The sequence below is a fragment of the Erwinia piriflorinigrans CFBP 5888 genome, from assembly GCF_001050515.1.
Taxonomy (GTDB): Bacteria; Pseudomonadota; Gammaproteobacteria; order Enterobacterales; family Enterobacteriaceae; genus Erwinia; species Erwinia piriflorinigrans.
Genome location: NZ_CAHS01000021.1, coordinates 344380 through 361495 on the forward strand (window position 1 = coordinate 344380; position 17116 = coordinate 361495).

Here is a 17116-nt window from a genome sequence, read left to right on the forward strand (position 1 = left end):
TGACGGTCAGGCGTGCATCCTGCCAAAAGGCCGTCTCCCACGTTATCGGTAGCTAGCATCACGATCGCTGGTCATATCATACAGCTGGTATTTACGGCCCAGCATCTGACCACCATCACGCGTCAGCGGCGTCCAGTTCACCTGCGCCCGTCCTCGAGTTGGCGAAACGCTGAACACATCCAGCGGCACGGAAATATAGAAGCCTTTGGTAAAGTCTCCTTCGCCGTACTCTTGCGCCGAAACGTTAGTTTTGGTGGCATAAGCGCCAACAATAATCCCACTGTCAAAGCGCCTCGACACGTCCAGGGTAACGCCCTTATCCCCAGCCAGATATTGACCCGCACTGGCTTTTACCAGCACGTTACGCATAAACCAGGGCTGCCAGTAGCCGGTGATATTGCCCACCTTCGCGTGATAGTCGGTGAACTTCATCATATTGTTCCAGTCACGCTGCCTGACATAGTTAGCATCCACCCCAACCGCCCAGCTGGCGTCAAGCGGGCGATACAGCACTTCGCCACCGGCCCCGCCGAACATCGTTTCCAGATAGCCGCCGTATAACTGACCGTAGAACCCGTTACCCAACTCATGCATATAGTTGACCTGCAAGGTATTCACATACACGTTATTTTCAACGTATTCGCGAATATGGGTACGCACCCGTGGCAGCGTAGAGTCACTCGGCGCACCGTTATAGCTAAATTTGTCGTAGTTATTGGACAGGTTGCCGAACAGGCTGCCGTCCAGCAGCAAACGATCCGTCAGCCAGTAGCTGGCGTTAGCCATGACGCCAACCTGGTAGAGGTAGAAGCTTTCTGGCCCCCCCACCGACTGGTTAAGCACCGGTGACAGATTGTAGTCAAGGCGCTCACGGCGAATATGGGCACCCTGCTCGACATGCTCCGGTTCGATCGGATTAACACGCTGCTGTTGTAACGTCTCTTCGTGCCCAAGTGGGTAACCCGCGAGCTGACGTTGCAGACTGGCGACATCGGTTTGCGTCGTCACCTGCGGCATATTGTTGCGCGTCTGGGTTACGCGTAGCGTATCGATACCGGCCGGCAGACGATTCGCCAGAATCTCATTGGCCCGATCCACGCCGAGCTGGGTATCACGATATTTATCCTGTTCTCCGGTGACATACAGAATACTGCCATCCACCTGCATATTCGGCGCATTCAGCCCGGCGTGATATTTCAGCTGGTACAGTTGTTCTGCGCTCACGGTCGGGTCAAGGAAGCGGCCCTGCGGCTGCGGATTATAGGGGGGTTTAGCGCTATCAATCTGGGTTTGATGCAAATCGTTAAAGTTGGTTCGCAGGGTGAAACCTGCCATCAAGGTGTTACCACGCTCGTAACTGACGTTGACGTCTGCCCAGTCGGTCAGGCGGTAAATAGCGCCGACGTTAACCCTGCTGCTTTGCTTAAGTTTACCAGCAAAGTCATCCTGATAGTCATTGCCTTCGAATTCCGCCTTCAGGCGTAACGGCTGCCACGGGGTCTGATATTCCATCCCGCCAAAAAATGCCGTCGGCCCTTTGAACATCTCGCTGGTGCTCAGGGAACCGGCAGTGCCACCGCCGTTGGTGCGGCGGCAATATTTATTCCCAGCCGAGCAGAACGGATTTTTCACCGTGCCGCTGTTACCAAGATAGCCCCAGCCAAAGCCGAGGGTGAAATCAAACGGCCCCCAGGCTTTGCTGGCCACCAGATACTCACTGTCAAACAGCCCTGTACCGCCCAAGTCGCGCGACCCCACGGAGACCTGCGGTAACCAGTACCCCTCTTCCCAAAGCCGCAGCTTCAGGTCAAAGGCCTTATCCTTGTAGGTTTGGCTACCGGAAAAACTCGAATTGGCACTGTACTCGCGGGTTTTTACGTCGGTATAGCGGATAGTGGCTTCCAGCCACGGAAAAAGCTGCATCGAAGAGGAGTAAAAAAGATACTGATCGTTATAGCGATAGTTAACGCTGAACTCACCATCTTGCGCCATACGCGCACTGGGGACTTGCAATAAACCGACTCCGCCAAAGTCAGACTGTGACGGGCCAATCGGGTCGGGATAAATGTCAGCCCGAACCTGACTGGCACAGGCAACGGAGAACGACAACAGGCTGAGAAGATAACGTTTTTTCATCAGTCAGGGATCCGGTGCGTCAGGACAGAAACGATCTGCGAGTTGAGGTCGGCGTAGGCGCGCGGGAGCGTCCAGGGGGAAAAACCGATAAACAACGTACTGCCCGCCTGCGGCTCAACATGTCGGCGGTTCCAGTACGCGACCGGGATTTCACTTGTTTCACCACCGGGAGAGATCAGCAGCGCGATGCTACGTTCGGCCCCGCTCATAAGCGGATGTGCCGCAAGATATTCCACCGCTGAACGTCCCGCAGCCCACGGCGTTTTTCCCGTTCTTTCCATGACACCCGCCAGCGTTATCGACGTCGGTTCGGCCAGCGTATAGACGCTGTACTCGCCCTGAAGCCGATGATTAGCCTGCGGCCTTACCCGCACCCAGTCGGGGTCCAAGTTAACGAATTGACGGCCGGTCACCTTCAGCGCCGCGATCTGCTGACGGACGTTATCCACCGCCGCTGCCTGTGAGTCGTCACCTTCATGACGCAGCCGATCGCGCCACGTTTGCAAGCGCGCCAGAAGTTGTTGCTGCTGTAGCACCGCGTCTTGCGTCGCCCGCTTTTCGCCGATCACCGTTCCCGGCCACCAGGTTTTCTGCGCCAGTGACGGGTCAGTGACCAACTGTTCCAGATCCGCCAGCTGATTAATGGCAAGCGGCTGCTTCTGTCCGGGATAAAAAATATTCACCTGGCTGTCTGCCTGGGTTTGCAGCGAAAGCGCTGCCATTATTCCTGCGAATAACATTATGTTTTTTTTCATCATATTGCAGGCTTCAGGATGGTAACGTCGATGGAGAGAGAGTCTGCTCCCAGTATTTGCTGTGACTGACGTATCTGCCCGCTGGAGATATCTACCCAGAAGGTGTTACGCCAGGATGCGCCATTTTCCGCCAGCGATACCGCCTCCTGCCAGACGTGGCACGCTACCGACTGACCCGCTAGTGGCAGAACTTCATCTGGCTGCTGAGTAAAGCGTGATACCGCCGTGTCGGCTCGAACTTTGCCGTTTTCCGTCCAGCGGATAATACGGTTCCAGCTCGTCCCCGAGGTGAGATGCAGAGCATCGCGCAGCGGATCGTGTTGCAGATTGCTGACCTGATTGAGGTTCTCAGCCAATCCTAAGGTTTTCACCAGTCGGCCATGCTCTGTCACCAGCATCGCTTTATCTCGCGTGATCCACTTCTGCTGACCGTTCTCGTTGTAGCCCAGCACCACAAAGAGCTGCTGACCACCATTTATCCGCAAATACATACTGGCGTACGGCAGATTGTGTATTTGTTCGTTAGTCATCTGAATATTATCAGCGCCGAAAAAAGCCAGCCTGAACGTTTCACCCATTCCTTTTTGAGTTTGGGTACAGGCCTGGAGCAACAGGCAAAGCAGCAGCAAGGGTAAATTTCGCAACTGTGGGTCCTTGGGCAGATGAGAACAACGCTAAAAATAACCACACGTGAGTGTGGTTATGATTAGTTTTAAATACTTAGGGCGTCGGCGCTACGGTGTTAACAACAGTATTAGAACCACCGCCACTGCTGGACGAGGCCACGGCAACACCCGCCAGAGCGCCAACCACGCCGATACCTACGGCTGTGGTGACCCCGGCCGATATGGCACCGGCACCAACACCAGCACCAATACCGGTTGAACCACCGGCGGTACTACCAACGGCCGCTCCGGCTGGCTCGGCGGCAATAACGCCAGAGGTGCCTGCTAAGTACATTATGGCTGCAGCAGCCCATAAGACTTTTTTCATTACATTCTCCCTTCAATAAATGAATGGATACCAGGACCGGGATGGTTTCTGGCTTCTCCAGTATGTAAAATTAATTCCAGGAAAGCAGCGGGGGACTTGCCGTCACGACGCAATAACCCGTGAATGGATATAAATCCAATAAAGACCAAAATTAACAAATAAATATCCAACAAGAAGATAAAAAGTAAATCATTTCTCCCTTATTTCAAAACTTATTAGTTTTAAAAACTAATAGTAATTTTAAAGGTAAATTTTAATTCCCCAGCGTTAATACAACGATTAACCCTGATAAAAAAACATATTATTCATAGAGATAATTCATTTAAAACCGAATTTTTTATCCATCTATAGCGTTAAATTTTAAGAATTTCCCATTTTAAAAACACCGTTTTTTTGCTTTTTTTAGGAAAACACTCACTCTGCCAACCAATAATTCCAGCATATTTTGGATGAAATTTTGCGTTTGATGGCGATGGGAAAGCTCATTAAGTCGATGGATCGATGTCAATTGGGCTACTAACGGCGGATATTGTTTATAGCCAAAAATAAAAAAGCCCCCATGTAGGGAGGCTCTGATAAAAAGGGGCAGGTCAAAACGCCCCCTGTTTAGCGTATTGTTGATTACCGCCAGGTCTTATAACGGTTAATCAGTCCATTAGTTGAACTGTCATGGCTGCTGACGTCTGCCGCATCCGCCAATTCAGGCAGAATGCGGCTAGCCAGCTGTTTACCCAGCTCAACGCCCCACTGATCGAAGGTAAAGATGTTGAGGATCGCGCCCTGGGTGAAGATCTTATGCTCATACAGGGCGATCAGTGCGCCCAGGCTGTACGGCGTGATATCGCGCAGCAGGATCGAGTTAGTCGGACGATTACCTTCGAACACTTTGTAAGGCACAATGTGTTCAACCGATTGCGCATTCTGCCCGGCGTCTGCAAACTCTTTTTCCACCACCTCACGCGCTTTGCCAAACGCCAGCGCCTCGGTCTGGGCAAAGAAGTTCGACAACAGCTTGCTGTGGTGATCGCCCAGCTTGTTATGCGACACCGCCGGGGCGATAAAGTCACAAGGGATCAGCTTGGTGCCCTGATGGATCAGTTGGTAGAACGCATGCTGACCATTAGTGCCCGGCTCTCCCCAGATAATGGGGCCGGTCTGATAAGAGACCGGATTGCCGGCACGATCGACGTATTTACCGTTGGACTCCATATTGCCCTGCTGGAAATAGGCCGCAAAACGGTGCATATACTGATCGTATGGCAGGATCGCTTCCGTCTCTGCCCCAAAGAAGTTGTTATACCAGATACCGATCAGCGCCAGCAGTATCGGCAGGTTTTTCTCTTCCGGGGTATCTGCAAAATGGCGATCCATCGCGTGCGCACCACTGAGCAGTTTCTCAAAGTTTTCGAAACCGATGGACAGCACGATAGACAGGCCAATCGCTGACCACAGCGAGTAGCGTCCACCGACCCAGTCCCAGAATTCAAACATGTTGTCGGTATCAATGCCGAACTCGCTCACCGCCTTACCGTTCGTCGACAGTGCGGCAAAGTGCTTCGCCACATCCTGCTGCTGGCCGGAGGTCAGGAACCACTCACGCGCGCTGTGAGCATTGGTCATGGTTTCCTGGGTGGTGAACGTTTTTGATGCAACCAGGAACAGCGTGGTTTCCGGGCTAAGCATTTTCAACGTTTCAGCAATGTGAGTACCATCCACGTTAGAGACAAAATGCATTTTGAGATGGTTTTTATACGGGCGCAGTGCTTCAGTCACCATAAACGGGCCGAGGTCAGAGCCACCAATACCAATGTTCACCACATCGGTAATGGCTTTCCCGGTGAAACCTTTCCATTCACCGCTGATGATGCGCTCAGAGAACGCCTTCATCTTCGCCAATACCGCATTCACCTCTGGCATGACGTCTTTGCCGTCCACTACAATCGGCGTATTGCTGCGGTTACGCAGGGCAACATGCAGTACCGCACGATCTTCGGTACGGTTGATCTTCTCACCGGAGAACATCGATTTGATCGCGCCTTGTAAGTCGGTTTCTTTCGCCAGCGCCTGCAATTTTTCCAGCGTTTCACGGGTGATACGGTTTTTCGAGTAATCCACCAGCATCTGATCGTCGAAGGTTGCAGAGAAGGCAGCAAACCGGTTGGCATCATTGGCGAACAGATCGGCGATTTGCACCTCTTTCATCTGCTCAAAATGCTGCTGTAGTGCCTTCCAGGCAGCGGTTTGTGTCGGATTGGTATTTTTCATAGCAACACACTCTTTTTTATTGAGAATTTTCATTCAGACCGGACGATATGTTACCCGTTACGGGACACTGACTCCCCTTTTCCTGTAACAGGTCAGAGCTATCGTCCCATCGCGATTTTGCATTCGGCTGGTGAGAGGCGTTCCCACTAAGCTTTTCAGTATGACTATTCATACCTTGTTAGGACAAAAAATTATAGCCCGAACCGTGCTGATAAAATTGATGCTTCCGGTATAAACGGTCATTTTCTCGCCCAAAATGATTAGTCAGACTGATGCTGAAGGCGACTGGGAAAAAATCAACAATCATCAAACGACAGGCGTTGACAGCAGAGCCATAACCCGATATTTGTATGGCGCAACTTGTGCACCCGTGCGCAAGCCAGAAGAGGCGCGTCGCCCAGGCAGTGTGTTGGAGGAACCGAATCCAGAGATAACACATCAGGGGGAGCGACGCCGAGGTATCAACCACACGGAGTGGGGCGTATCGACCGCAGGGGCTGAATCCTCTGGGTTGTCACCAGCAACGTCCGGTAGTCGGGCGGCAAGGTGGGGCGCTTCTGGGTGACTCGTAGTCGTTTCTTCTACGTCTTCCCCTGGTTATGCCCTTCCCTTGTGCCAAGCTGATGTAATAAATCCTGACACGAAGGTAGTCATCGTAATGTCTCAAAATCTGATCGTGGCGAAATTTGGCGGCACCAGCGTTGCCGACTATACCGCTATGAACCGCAGTGCCGATGTGGTGTTGTCTAACCCCGATGTCCGTCTGGTGGTTCTCTCCGCGTCTGCCGGCGTGACCAATCTGCTGGTTGCGCTGGCTGAAGGCCAGCAGCAGGAACAGCGTACCGCCCTGCTGGATGAAATCCGCCGAATTCAATACGCGATTATCGACCCGCTTAACCAGCCGGAAGTGATCCGCGAGGAAATCGACCGCATTCTCGAAAATATCAGCACCCTCTCTGACGGCGCCGCGCTGGCGACGTCAACCGCATTGACCGATGAGTTGGTTAGCCACGGTGAGCTGATGTCCACCCTGCTGTTTGTTGAAATCCTGCGCCAGCGCGAAGTGGCTGCCGAGTGGTTTGACGTGCGTAAAGTCATGCGTACCAACGATCATTTCGGCCGCGCCGAACCGCAAGCAGCAACCTTACAGGATCTGGTCAACAGCCAGCTGAAGCCACGCACCTCCGACGCGCTGATTGTGACCCAGGGCTTTATCGGTAGCGAAGCACAGGGCCGTACCACCACGTTAGGCCGTGGCGGCAGTGACTATACCGCAGCACTGCTGGGGGAAGCACTGCACGCCAGCCGCATTGATATATGGACCGATGTACCGGGTATTTACACCACCGACCCACGCGTGGTGCCTTCTGCCAAGCGTATCGACGAGATCACCTTTGAAGAAGCGGCCGAAATGGCGACCTTCGGTGCTAAGGTGCTGCACCCGGCCACCCTGTTGCCCGCGGTGCGCAGCGATATCCCGGTGTTTGTCGGCTCCAGCAAAAATCCGTCAGCGGGGGGAACGATGGTGTGTAATGAAACCCGTAATCCGCCGCTGTTCCGCGCCCTCGCGCTGCGCCGCAAGCAGACGCTACTGACGCTGCACAGCCTGAATATGCTGCACGCACGCGGTTTCCTTGCTGAAGTATTTAATATCCTTGCACGTCACAGTATCTCGGTAGACCTGATTACCACGTCTGAAGTGAGCGTGGCACTGACGCTGGATACCACCGGTTCGACCTCGACCGGCGCCAGCCTGTTGACTCAGGCGCTACTGACAGAGCTATCCTCCCTGTGTCGGGTGGAAGTGGAAGAGAACCTGGCGCTGGTGGCGATCATTGGTAATCAACTTTCCAGAGCCTGTGGCGTCGGCAAAGAAGTATTCGGCGTGCTGGAACCGTTTAACCTGCGTATGATCTGTTACGGCGCAAGCAGCTATAACCTCTGCTTCCTGGTACCAGGTAATGATGCAGAGAAGATCGTGCAGACACTGCACCGTAATATCTTTGAATGATACTGAAACCGGGCCTCGCCCGGTTTTTTATTGGGTATAAAAAAGGAAGTCTGACTATGCTCGCCGCCGTTACCCGACTGTTTCCCCTTTGGGCAGTCCTGCTCTCTGCCGTTGCCTGGTATACCCCCGCCACTTTTAGCGCAATGGGCCCTTATGTCCCCTGGTTGCTGATGCTGATTATGTTTGGTATGGGCGTGACGCTGAACGTGGGAGATTTCAAACGCGTTCTGACTCGTCCGGCCCCTGTTATCGCCGGAACATTGTTACATTACCTAGTCATGCCGCTGGCAGCATGGGGCCTCACAAAGCTGTTCCATATGCCCCCGGACCTGTCCGTCGGGATGATCCTTGTGGGCAGCGTCGCCAGCGGTACAGCCTCCAACGTCATGATCTATCTGGCGAAAGGGGATGTAGCCCTTTCTGTCACTATCTCTTCCGTCTCTGCGCTGGTTGGGGTGTTTGCGACCCCGCTGCTGACAAAGTTTTATGTCGATACCCATATCCAGGTGGATGTGGTCGGTATGCTGCTCAGCATTGTGAAAATTGTGGTGATCCCCATCAGTCTCGGCCTGATTATCCACCACACCCTGAACAAGGCCGTAAAACGCGTGGAGCCCTGGCTGCCGGCATTTTCTATGGTCTGTATTTTGCTGATTATCAGCACCGTGGTGGCGGGCAGCCAGAGCTTTATCGGATCGGTGGGCGTGATGGTGATTACCGCCGTGATCCTGCATAACGCCCTGGGTTTACTGGGCGGCTACTGGGGCGGCAAACTGTGCGGTTTCGATGAATCCACCTGCCGTACTCTGGCGCTGGAAGTGGGGATGCAGAACTCTGGCCTTGCCGCAACGCTGGGTAAACTCTATTTCTCGCCGCTGGCTGCCCTGCCGGGCGCTCTATTCTCGGTATGGCATAACCTGTCCGGCTCGCTGCTGGCCGGTTACTGGTCCGGCAAAGTGATGAAGAAAAAATAGCGTCAGGCGATTAATGAAGGGGGGCCATACCCCCCCTACGTTTCCTCAAACAGGCTGTACTGTGGCGAACAATGTGATAGTAACCACTCACTCCTCAACACGTTCTCCATCAGGCTGCTCCAGCACGCTGTAAGCGACGGCACAAAACAGCGAGTTCAAACGCTTCATATCGCCCAGCAGCCCCAAATGCAGCGAACTGGTCTCAATGCTCTGCACATTTTGCTGGTGCAGGCGCTCAACGTGAGCATACGAATAACGGCGGTTGGTGATGCGAAAACGATGTTTGGCGCGGCGCAGTCGTTTCGCGCTGGTGATATCACGAGATAAAAACACCGACAGGCTGAGGCGTAAATGGCTGGTGAGCAGCTCCAGCTGCGTGTCCAGCTCCTGCATGCCCTCCAGCGAAAAGGCACGCCCTGCCGCCAACGATTTATCGGCCACATCTCCGCTCATCCTCTCCAGGATATCCCCGGCCATCTCCAGATTCAGCGCCATTTCAATGGTTTCGGCCCAGCGGCGCGAGTCCTCTTCCGGCAGATCTTCCTTCGGCATTTGCGCAAGATAGAGTTTAATGGCGGTATACAACACATCGACGTCATCATCGAGCTTGCGTATTTCCCGATCTTCATGCCGCTCGCCATGTACCACCCTGCTGAAGGTCGCCAGCATCTGTTCCAGTACATCGCCCATGCGCAGCGTTTCGCGAGCCGCATTCGCCAGCGCCAGCGCCGGGGTATCCAATGATGCACTGTCCAGGTGTCGGGGTTTCAGTCGCAAATCGGTTTCCGCTTCATCGCGGATCAGACGCTGGCAGAGAGTGGCCATCGGTCCGGCAAAAGGCACCATAATCAGGCAGCGGATCAGGTTATAAAACAGATGGAAGAAGATCACTAACTCTTCATTGTTAACCGGCAGTTTCTCCAGCCAGTTCGCCAGCAGGTCGATAAACGGCAGGATCAGCAGTGAGCCGATAAATTTAAACAGCAGGCTGCCGAGCGCCACGCGTTTACCGGCGGCGTTAGAGGCGCTGTTATTCAGCATCGCCAACAGTCCGCTGCCAAGGTTAGCGCCGATCACCAGACATAATGCCACTTTAAAGGAGATCACCCCGGTAGCCGCCAGCGTGGCGGTCAGCAATACCGCTGCCAGACTGGAGTAACTGATAATGGCAAACAATGCGCCGATCAGGGCGTCGAGCATCACATCCCCGGTTAGCGATGAGAACAGCACTTTCACCCCGGCGGCCTGGGTGATCGGCGTGGCAGCGGCAACAATCAGTTGCAGTGCCAGCAGAATTAGCCCCAGGCCAATGCTGGTGCGACCTAACTGACCGGCGCGGGCCTGTTTACGTCCCAGAAAGAAGATCACGCCAAAAAAGATAAATAGCGGTGAAAGCCAGGAGAGATCGAACGTCAGGATACGCGCCATCAACGCAGTCCCCACATCGGCACCGAGAATAATCACTAACGCCGGGGCCAATCCCACCAGTTCCTGCGCCACAAATGAGGTGACCAGCATGGTGGTGGCATTACTGCTTTGTACCAGCGCAGTCACGCCAATACCTGCCAGAAACGCCATAGGTTTTTTTGCCATGCTGCGGCTCAGTACCCGGCGCAAGTCAGCACCAAAGACGCGCATGATCCCCGTACGCACGATATGAGTTCCCCATACCAATAGCGCAACGGCAGCAAAAAGATTAAGCAGAGTTAACACCGATATTGACCTCACTACGGCTGAAACGTTATTCATGCGCGGCGGCAAAAACCGATAGCGCGTGTCGTATTCAGTTTAGTCGATCAAATTAAAAAATCTTTCTTATCAGTGTGATATCACGCAACTTCTCGCAATGTTTGTTTATCCAGCAGCAGGCCCACCCACGATCCCACCGCATGATATTCTGCGGCGCGGTTAAGCACGTCTACCGCCAGCTCCACCTCATGAGCCCTGACCTGATAACGGATCACATTACCCAGCAGGCTGTGGCCGAGGATCTGGGCCGGGATACCCTGCTCCGGCCGACAAAGCCTTAACGATTCCGGACGGATAGCCACCTGTGAACGGAAAGATTCACCGGTTAAGCGCATCGCCTGCTGCACGGTTAACAGGTTGTAATGGCCAATGAAGCCAGCGGCAAACAGATCGACCGGCGCGGTGTACAGCGATTCGGCATTGCCGCTTTGGACGATTTTACCCTTGTTCATCAGGACAATGCGGTCAGACAGCGTTAACGCTTCTTCCTGGTCGTGGGTCACGAACAGCGTGGTCAGCTTCAGCTCTTGCTGGATAAGGCGGATTTGGTCGCGCAGATGACGGCGAATGCGTGCATCCAGCGCCGACAGCGGTTCATCCAGTAGCAGCAGGCGCGGGCGCATGACCAGTGAACGCGCCAGTGCCACACGCTGGCACTGACCACCAGAGAGCTGGTGCGGATAGCGTCTGGCGAAATCGTTCAGCTCAACCAGCTCCAGTACCTCCACCACGCGCCGTTGGATCTCCGCGCCTGGCAGCTTCTGCATCTTCAGGCCGAAAGCCACGTTGCGCTCTACCGTCATGTTAGGGAACAGCGCATAGCTTTGAAATACCATGCCAATGGCACGCTGCTGCGGTGAGAGTGGCACAAGATCCCTGCCCTGCAGTAAAATCTGCCCGCTATCGACCGACGTCAGTCCGGCAATGCAGCGTAATAGCGTCGATTTGCCGCAGCCGCTGGGGCCTAGCAAAGTGACGAACTCCCCTTCGCTGGCGCTAAAGTCGATATCCTGAAACACAGACGTGGGGCCGTAGCTTTTATTCAGGTGAGTCACATTCAGGTAGGACATCGTCAGCCTCTCGTGCGGTTCAGGGTATTCGCCAGCCAGGTGACCAGCAGGACAACAAGGAAATACGCGATAACCAGCGCACTACTGAAATGCCCGCTACTGTTACGCACGTTATACAGATAGACCTGTAAGGTTTCATAGCGGGTGCCGACCAACAGGTTAGCGAACACAAACTCACCTATCAGGAATGAGAACGACAGCAGCAGAGCAATGGTCGCTCCTTTACGTAAATTGGGCAGCACCACCAGCCATGCCGCCTGCCAGGTGCTGGCTCCCAGCAGGTGCGCAGCGTCAACCAGTTCGCGCAGATTAATCGCCTGCATGTTGTTAGCGATTGCGCGATAAATAAACGGCAGCGCCAGAGTGAAATAGCAACCGATAAGTATCCACGGCGTACCGGTCAGCATCAGCGGCGGCGCGGAATAGAGCTGCAACAGCCCAACCGATGAGACAACCGGCGGGACGGCAAACGGCAGTAAAATAAGAATATTCATGACCGCATCGAGCTTGGGGAAGTAGTAAGCAATCACAAACATTGTTGGTAATACCAGTAACAGCGATAGCAACAGGGCACCAAAACAGAGTAACAGCGAACGCCCCAGCGCGAGCAAAAAGCGTGGATCGTGCCACAGCTGCACCATCCATTTTAGCGTCAGGCCATCGGGCAGCATGGATGCCCCCCAGCGTGTGGCCAGCGCATACAACAGTGTTGCCACCAGCGGTAACGCCAGGATAATCAACACTAACCAGATGACGACCCGATGATACAGGTATTCACTTCGCGACATCGCTGTTCTCCGTATTAGCGCACATTCACGTAGCTGGCGCGCAACAGCCACTGATGGATAACGGTAATCAGCGTCATCAACAGCACCAGCAGCATGGCCAGCGCACTCGCCATATGCGGATCGAGGTTGATATCGCCCGCCACCAGCGCGGAAATTCGCACCGGAACGACGTTAACGTTGCCGCTGGTTAACGCGTATAGGGTGGCGTAAGCACCAAGAGCATTAGCCAGCAGGATCACGAAAGTACCCAGTAACGCGGGCGTCAGGATCGGTAAAGCAACATGCCAGCCGTAACGCCAGCGCCCGGCTCCCAGCAGCATGGCGGACTCCTGCCACTCTTTTTTCAGGCCATCAAATGCCGGATAGAGCAGCAGCAAGCCCAGCGGGATTTGAAACCAGGTGTAGACCAAAATGAGACCCGCGCTGGAGTAGAGTCTGAACCCCTCCAGGATTTCGTATTTGCGCATCAACAGCGTCAGACAGCCGTTCAGACCCAGCAGAATGATAAAAGCAAACGCCAGCGGTACGCCGGCAAAATTACTGGTCATATTGGTGAAAGAGAGCAAAAAGCGATGCAGTCTGCCCGCACCTACCTGATGCAGTGAATAGCCCCCCAGCAGGGCGATAATCAGACCATACAGGCTTGACCAGAAGGCGATATTCAGCGAAAAACGAATCGCCTGCTGGTAAAACGGCGACGTCAGTATTTCCCGGTAGTTTGCCCAGCCCCAGGCCTCCGAGGTTTCACTCCAAAAGCTGTTAAGCACCATCCAAACCAGAGGAGCCAACTGAAAAGCGAGATAAAATAGCGCAAAAGGTAGTAGAAACAGCAACGCAATCCCTTTCCTCCTGATCATCTTGCTGCCTCCGCTGACAGCAGCGCCGCGCACAGCGGCTTATCGTGCTTCACGCCCAGGATCTGACACAGCGTGCCGCACAGCTCGGTTTGCAGCGGTGCCGCGTCCGTACATAACGAAAACACCTCGCCAAAGACAAACAGCGGCACCAGAGTCTCCTCTGGCAACGTGCCGCCGTGGCTGCGGTCGTCATTCATCCCATGATCGGCGGTGACCATCACCTGATAGCCCTGCTTCAACCAGCCCGGCATCCAATGTGACAACCAGCCATCAGCCATGCGCGCCCGGTTGCGGTATTGTGCTGAACAAAGCCCGTGCTGATGCCCGGCATCATCAATATTCATGGGATGGATCAACAGAAAGTCGGGCTGATGGTGGATACGCAGACTCTCGGCGTCTTCAAACAGATGGGAATCAGGGTAGCCGTCATCATGATAAAAATGGCCGTACTGGATAGGAAGCTGTGGCGCGTGGGTATGGCGATCGCGCACCGCATCAAACGGTGAGCGATTGTAGAGTTCGCTCACCCAGTGATAAGCCGCTGCTGCCGTCGTCAGTCCACCCTCTCGTGCATAATGGAAGATGCTACGCTGCGTACTTAGGCGGCTGACGCCATTGTGAATAATGCCGCTTTTAACCGGCGTAACCCCGGTAAGAATACATTCATACAGCGGGCGTGAGAGCGAAGGCAGCTCACAACTAAGCTGATAAAACTGCCCATGCCCCTGTGCACATTCAGCATGCAGGTAGCCCATTGCATCGCGCGCGACCTGAAAGTTAAGGCCGTCCAGAACCACCAGAATCGTTTTCATCGCACGCTCTTATTGCTGCATATTAAAAATAACGTTCTCCTGCCACAGGCGGGGCAGCGTTTTCGCGGCCTTATCCCAGGCAGCCGGATCGGCAATCGGGTGGGCATTTTTGTACGCGGCGGCAGGGAGCAATTTAGCCTGCACATCCTGCGGCAACGTCAGATGTTCTGCGCGGATCGGACGCGCATAGCCTCGGGCAAGGTTAATTTGGCCTGCGTCGGAGAATATGTATTCCCGTGTCAGTTTGGCGGCGTTAGGGTGTTGAGCATATTTATTGATGAGGGTGGTGTAACCGGAGGTAATCGATCCATCAGACGGGATCACCACCTCGAAGCGATTGCGGTCAATCTGGTCGCGGTAGTTCAGCCCGTTAAAGTCCCACACTACCGCCACCTGAATTTCACCTTTTTCAAGGTTGGCGATGACCGGGTTGGTCAGTCCGAGTCGCCCTGCTTTCGCCAGCGAACTGAAGAAATCCAGCGCGGGTTGCAGGTTCTTTTCACTGCCGCCCAGCGCATAGCTTGCCGCCAGTACGCCATTCGCCGCCTGTGCCGCCACGCTGACATCACCAATCGTCACCACGTAGCTGCCTTTTTTTAAATCGGCCCAGCTGTGGGGAATGTCTTTGACCTGGTCCTTATTGACAATAAATGCGATGGTGCCGGTGTAGGCTAATGCCCAGTAACCCTCTTTGTCTTTCGCCCAGTCGGGGATCTGATCCCAGGTCGTGGGTTTATAAGGTTGCACCAATCCTTTCTGCACCGCTATCGGGCCGAAAGACGCACCAACATCGCCAATATCTGCACTGGCATAGTTTTTCTCGGCAGCAAACTTCGCCAGTTCCTCGGCTGAGGACATATCGGTATCACTGTGCTTAATCCCATATTGACGGCTGATATCACTCCAGGTGTCTTTCCAGTTAGCCCAACTATCTGGCATGCCAACGCTGTTAACCTGACCTTCAGCGCGGGCGGCCTGTTCTAAATCGGCATTCGCAGCCAGGCTGTCGGTGGGCAATAGCATAACCATAGTCGTGACCGTGGCTAACACGGATGTAAACAACGATTTCATAACGGATGCTCCAGGTTAAAAGTTGAACGGCCTATAGACAAGTACAGCAAATATCGGGCCAATTTAACCTGCGCTAATGACTGTTTTATGACAGTCGCGATTGCCGCTGGACGGGCAAGGGGCCTCAGAACGCATCGGCTACACGCTATGCGCCCTGCCGGTTCATTGCAGGGCTGCGTTGCACCTATTTGAAGCTGTATGGTTTCGAAGCAATAGAAGTGGAATGCATAACAGTCAGCTACCTGTTGCACTTTACTGAAAGTCGCAGAAAATGAGTCGCTGTTTTTAAACCGCTGCCGCAAACCAGGATTAATTAAAATTATGCTTCTTAAAGAATTAAAGAGAACAGCTCCGTGGCCTTTGAACGTCCATCTGATACAACTTTTAGCGAATATTGATCGTGGAGGATCAAAGATCCGCCACGATAGAAACGAGAAAATCGCGTGAGATCAATCGAGCGTTGGATTCATATGGCGCAGATCGAATGGCGTAATCTGATAAACATAGTAATTTAACCAGTTTGAAAAAAGCAGGTTACCGTGACTACGCCAGCTGGCACGCGGCGGCAGCTGCGGATTATCTTGCGGGAAATAGTTAAACGGTACTTCTGGATTTAAGCCAGCCTCATAATCACGGTGATATTCACCCGATAAGGTTAACGCATCATATTCTGGATGTCCGGTCACGAACGCAAGGCGCTTATCCTTGCTGGCGAACAGGTATGCCCCCGTTTGTTCTGACTCGGCAAAGATTTCCAGGTCAGTATAGTCACGGATAATGCCCGTAGGGAAGTCAGCATAACGTGAGTGAGGCGCCAGAAAAGTGTCATCAAAGCCACGGGTCAGCAGAGCATGAGGATGTGAGATTTGGTGATCAAATACGCCAGACAGCTTGCTATCGCGGGTTTGCTTAGGAATGCCATACAGGATATTCAATGCGGCCTGCACCGCCCAACAGACAAACAGCGTGGACGTCACGTGCTCTTTCGCCCAATGTAGTACCTTATGGATTTGTGGCCAGTAGGCAACATCGCAGAAGTCGACCAGACCAAGTGGAGCTCCGGTGACTATCAGCCCATCATAGTTATCATTCTGAATATCTTCGAAATTACGATAAAAATTATTGAGATGTTCAGAAGGAGTATTACGTGATTCGCGCGTATCGATACGCAAAAGCTGGATGTCAATCTGCAACGGCGAGTTAGAAAGCAGACGAAGAAACTGATTCTCTGTTTCGATCTTCTTTGGCATCAGATTAAGTACCAGTACTTTCAAGGGTCGGATCATCTGAGTGCTTGCTCGCGTAGAAGTCATCACAAAGACATTCTCGTTGCGCAAAAAACTCACCGCTGGTAATTCATCAGGTACCCTGATTGGCATCGCCTACTTCCTCATTGCATACGCTTATACGTTTAGACATCCAGACAGCTAAAATAACGTCAGGTGATGCAAATGTCGAGTACTTATCCGATAGTTGAAAATGTTTCATTACGTCGCAGATGATCACAGAATGAGCATGAAAATCTGACGCTTACATCATTCTCATCAAAATTAGGGAAATGTGCGGAAGTATGCGGGTTTTGGTGAACCCTTGAAACGCAAAAAGGCCACCCCGAAGGATGGCCTTTTGCTTTAT

Annotated in this window: 14 protein-coding genes and 1 riboswitch; of the genes, 2 read left to right on the plus strand and 12 right to left on the minus strand. The window is 53.3% G+C overall.

The window, feature by feature from the left end:
- Window positions 1–42: 42 nt before the first annotated feature.
- From EPIR_RS15950 to pgi, 5 genes are all read right to left on the minus strand, one after another.
- Window positions 43–2136 carry a YjbH domain-containing protein gene (locus EPIR_RS15950; RefSeq protein WP_023656529.1) on the minus strand — a complete coding sequence of 698 codons (2094 nt, stop codon included), beginning with the start codon at window positions 2134–2136 and terminating at the stop codon, window positions 43–45.
- A complete protein-coding gene (locus EPIR_RS15955) occupies window positions 2136–2891 on the minus strand; it encodes a capsule biosynthesis GfcC D2 domain-containing protein (RefSeq protein WP_048697929.1) in 756 nt (251 codons plus the stop codon). The genes EPIR_RS15950 and EPIR_RS15955 overlap by 1 nt, the downstream gene beginning before the upstream one ends.
- Window positions 2891–3535, minus strand: a complete 645-nt coding sequence (locus EPIR_RS15960) for a YjbF family lipoprotein (RefSeq protein WP_023656531.1) — start codon at window positions 3533–3535, stop codon at window positions 2891–2893. Before EPIR_RS15960 ends, EPIR_RS15955 begins: the two co-directional genes overlap by 1 nt.
- Window positions 3536–3611: 76 nt before the next feature.
- A complete protein-coding gene (locus tag EPIR_RS15965) occupies window positions 3612–3884 on the minus strand; it encodes a hypothetical protein (protein ID WP_023656532.1) in 273 nt (90 codons plus the stop codon).
- 621 nt (window positions 3885–4505) lie between these two features.
- On the minus strand, window positions 4506–6149 hold the full coding sequence (pgi, locus tag EPIR_RS15970; RefSeq protein ID WP_048697887.1) for a glucose-6-phosphate isomerase: 1644 nt from the start codon (window positions 6147–6149) through the stop codon (window positions 4506–4508).
- A 375-nt stretch (window positions 6150–6524) separates the two neighbouring features.
- A riboswitch (Lysine riboswitch) is annotated at window positions 6525–6714 on the plus strand.
- Window positions 6715–6807: 93 nt separating this feature from the next.
- Here pgi and lysC point away from each other — a divergent pair.
- A complete protein-coding gene (lysC, locus tag EPIR_RS15975) occupies window positions 6808–8160 on the plus strand; it encodes a lysine-sensitive aspartokinase 3 (protein ID WP_023656534.1) in 1353 nt (450 codons plus the stop codon).
- Window positions 8161–8216: 56 nt separating this feature from the next.
- Entirely contained in the window at window positions 8217–9134 is a 918-nt protein-coding gene (gene panS, locus EPIR_RS15980) for a ketopantoate/pantoate/pantothenate transporter PanS (protein WP_023656535.1), read from the plus strand.
- 87 nt (window positions 9135–9221) lie between these two features.
- Here panS and EPIR_RS15985 read toward each other — a convergent pair whose 3' ends face one another.
- From EPIR_RS15985 to metA, 7 genes are all read right to left on the minus strand, one after another.
- A complete protein-coding gene (locus EPIR_RS15985) occupies window positions 9222–10847 on the minus strand; it encodes a Na/Pi cotransporter family protein (protein WP_048697890.1) in 1626 nt (541 codons plus the stop codon).
- A 116-nt stretch (window positions 10848–10963) separates the two neighbouring features.
- Window positions 10964–11953: an ABC transporter ATP-binding protein gene (locus EPIR_RS15990; protein WP_023656537.1), complete on the minus strand. Its 990-nt coding sequence runs from the start codon at window positions 11951–11953 to the stop codon at window positions 10964–10966.
- Between the two features lie 2 nt (window positions 11954–11955).
- The gene (locus EPIR_RS15995; protein WP_023656538.1) at window positions 11956–12741 is read right to left on the minus strand and encodes an ABC transporter permease; all 786 of its coding nucleotides are present in this window, start codon (window positions 12739–12741) and stop codon (window positions 11956–11958) included.
- Between the two features lie 14 nt (window positions 12742–12755).
- Entirely contained in the window at window positions 12756–13595 is an 840-nt protein-coding gene (locus EPIR_RS16000; protein WP_048697932.1) for an ABC transporter permease, read from the minus strand.
- A complete protein-coding gene (locus EPIR_RS16005; RefSeq protein ID WP_023656540.1) occupies window positions 13595–14410 on the minus strand; it encodes an alkaline phosphatase family protein in 816 nt (271 codons plus the stop codon). The genes EPIR_RS16000 and EPIR_RS16005 overlap by 1 nt, the downstream gene beginning before the upstream one ends.
- Before the next feature lie 9 nt (window positions 14411–14419).
- Entirely contained in the window at window positions 14420–15481 is a 1062-nt protein-coding gene (locus tag EPIR_RS16010) for an ABC transporter substrate-binding protein (protein WP_023656541.1), read from the minus strand.
- Between the two features lie 449 nt (window positions 15482–15930).
- Window positions 15931–16860, minus strand: a complete 930-nt coding sequence (gene metA / locus EPIR_RS16015; RefSeq protein ID WP_023656542.1) for a homoserine O-acetyltransferase MetA — start codon at window positions 16858–16860, stop codon at window positions 15931–15933.
- Window positions 16861–17116 lie beyond the last annotated feature (256 nt).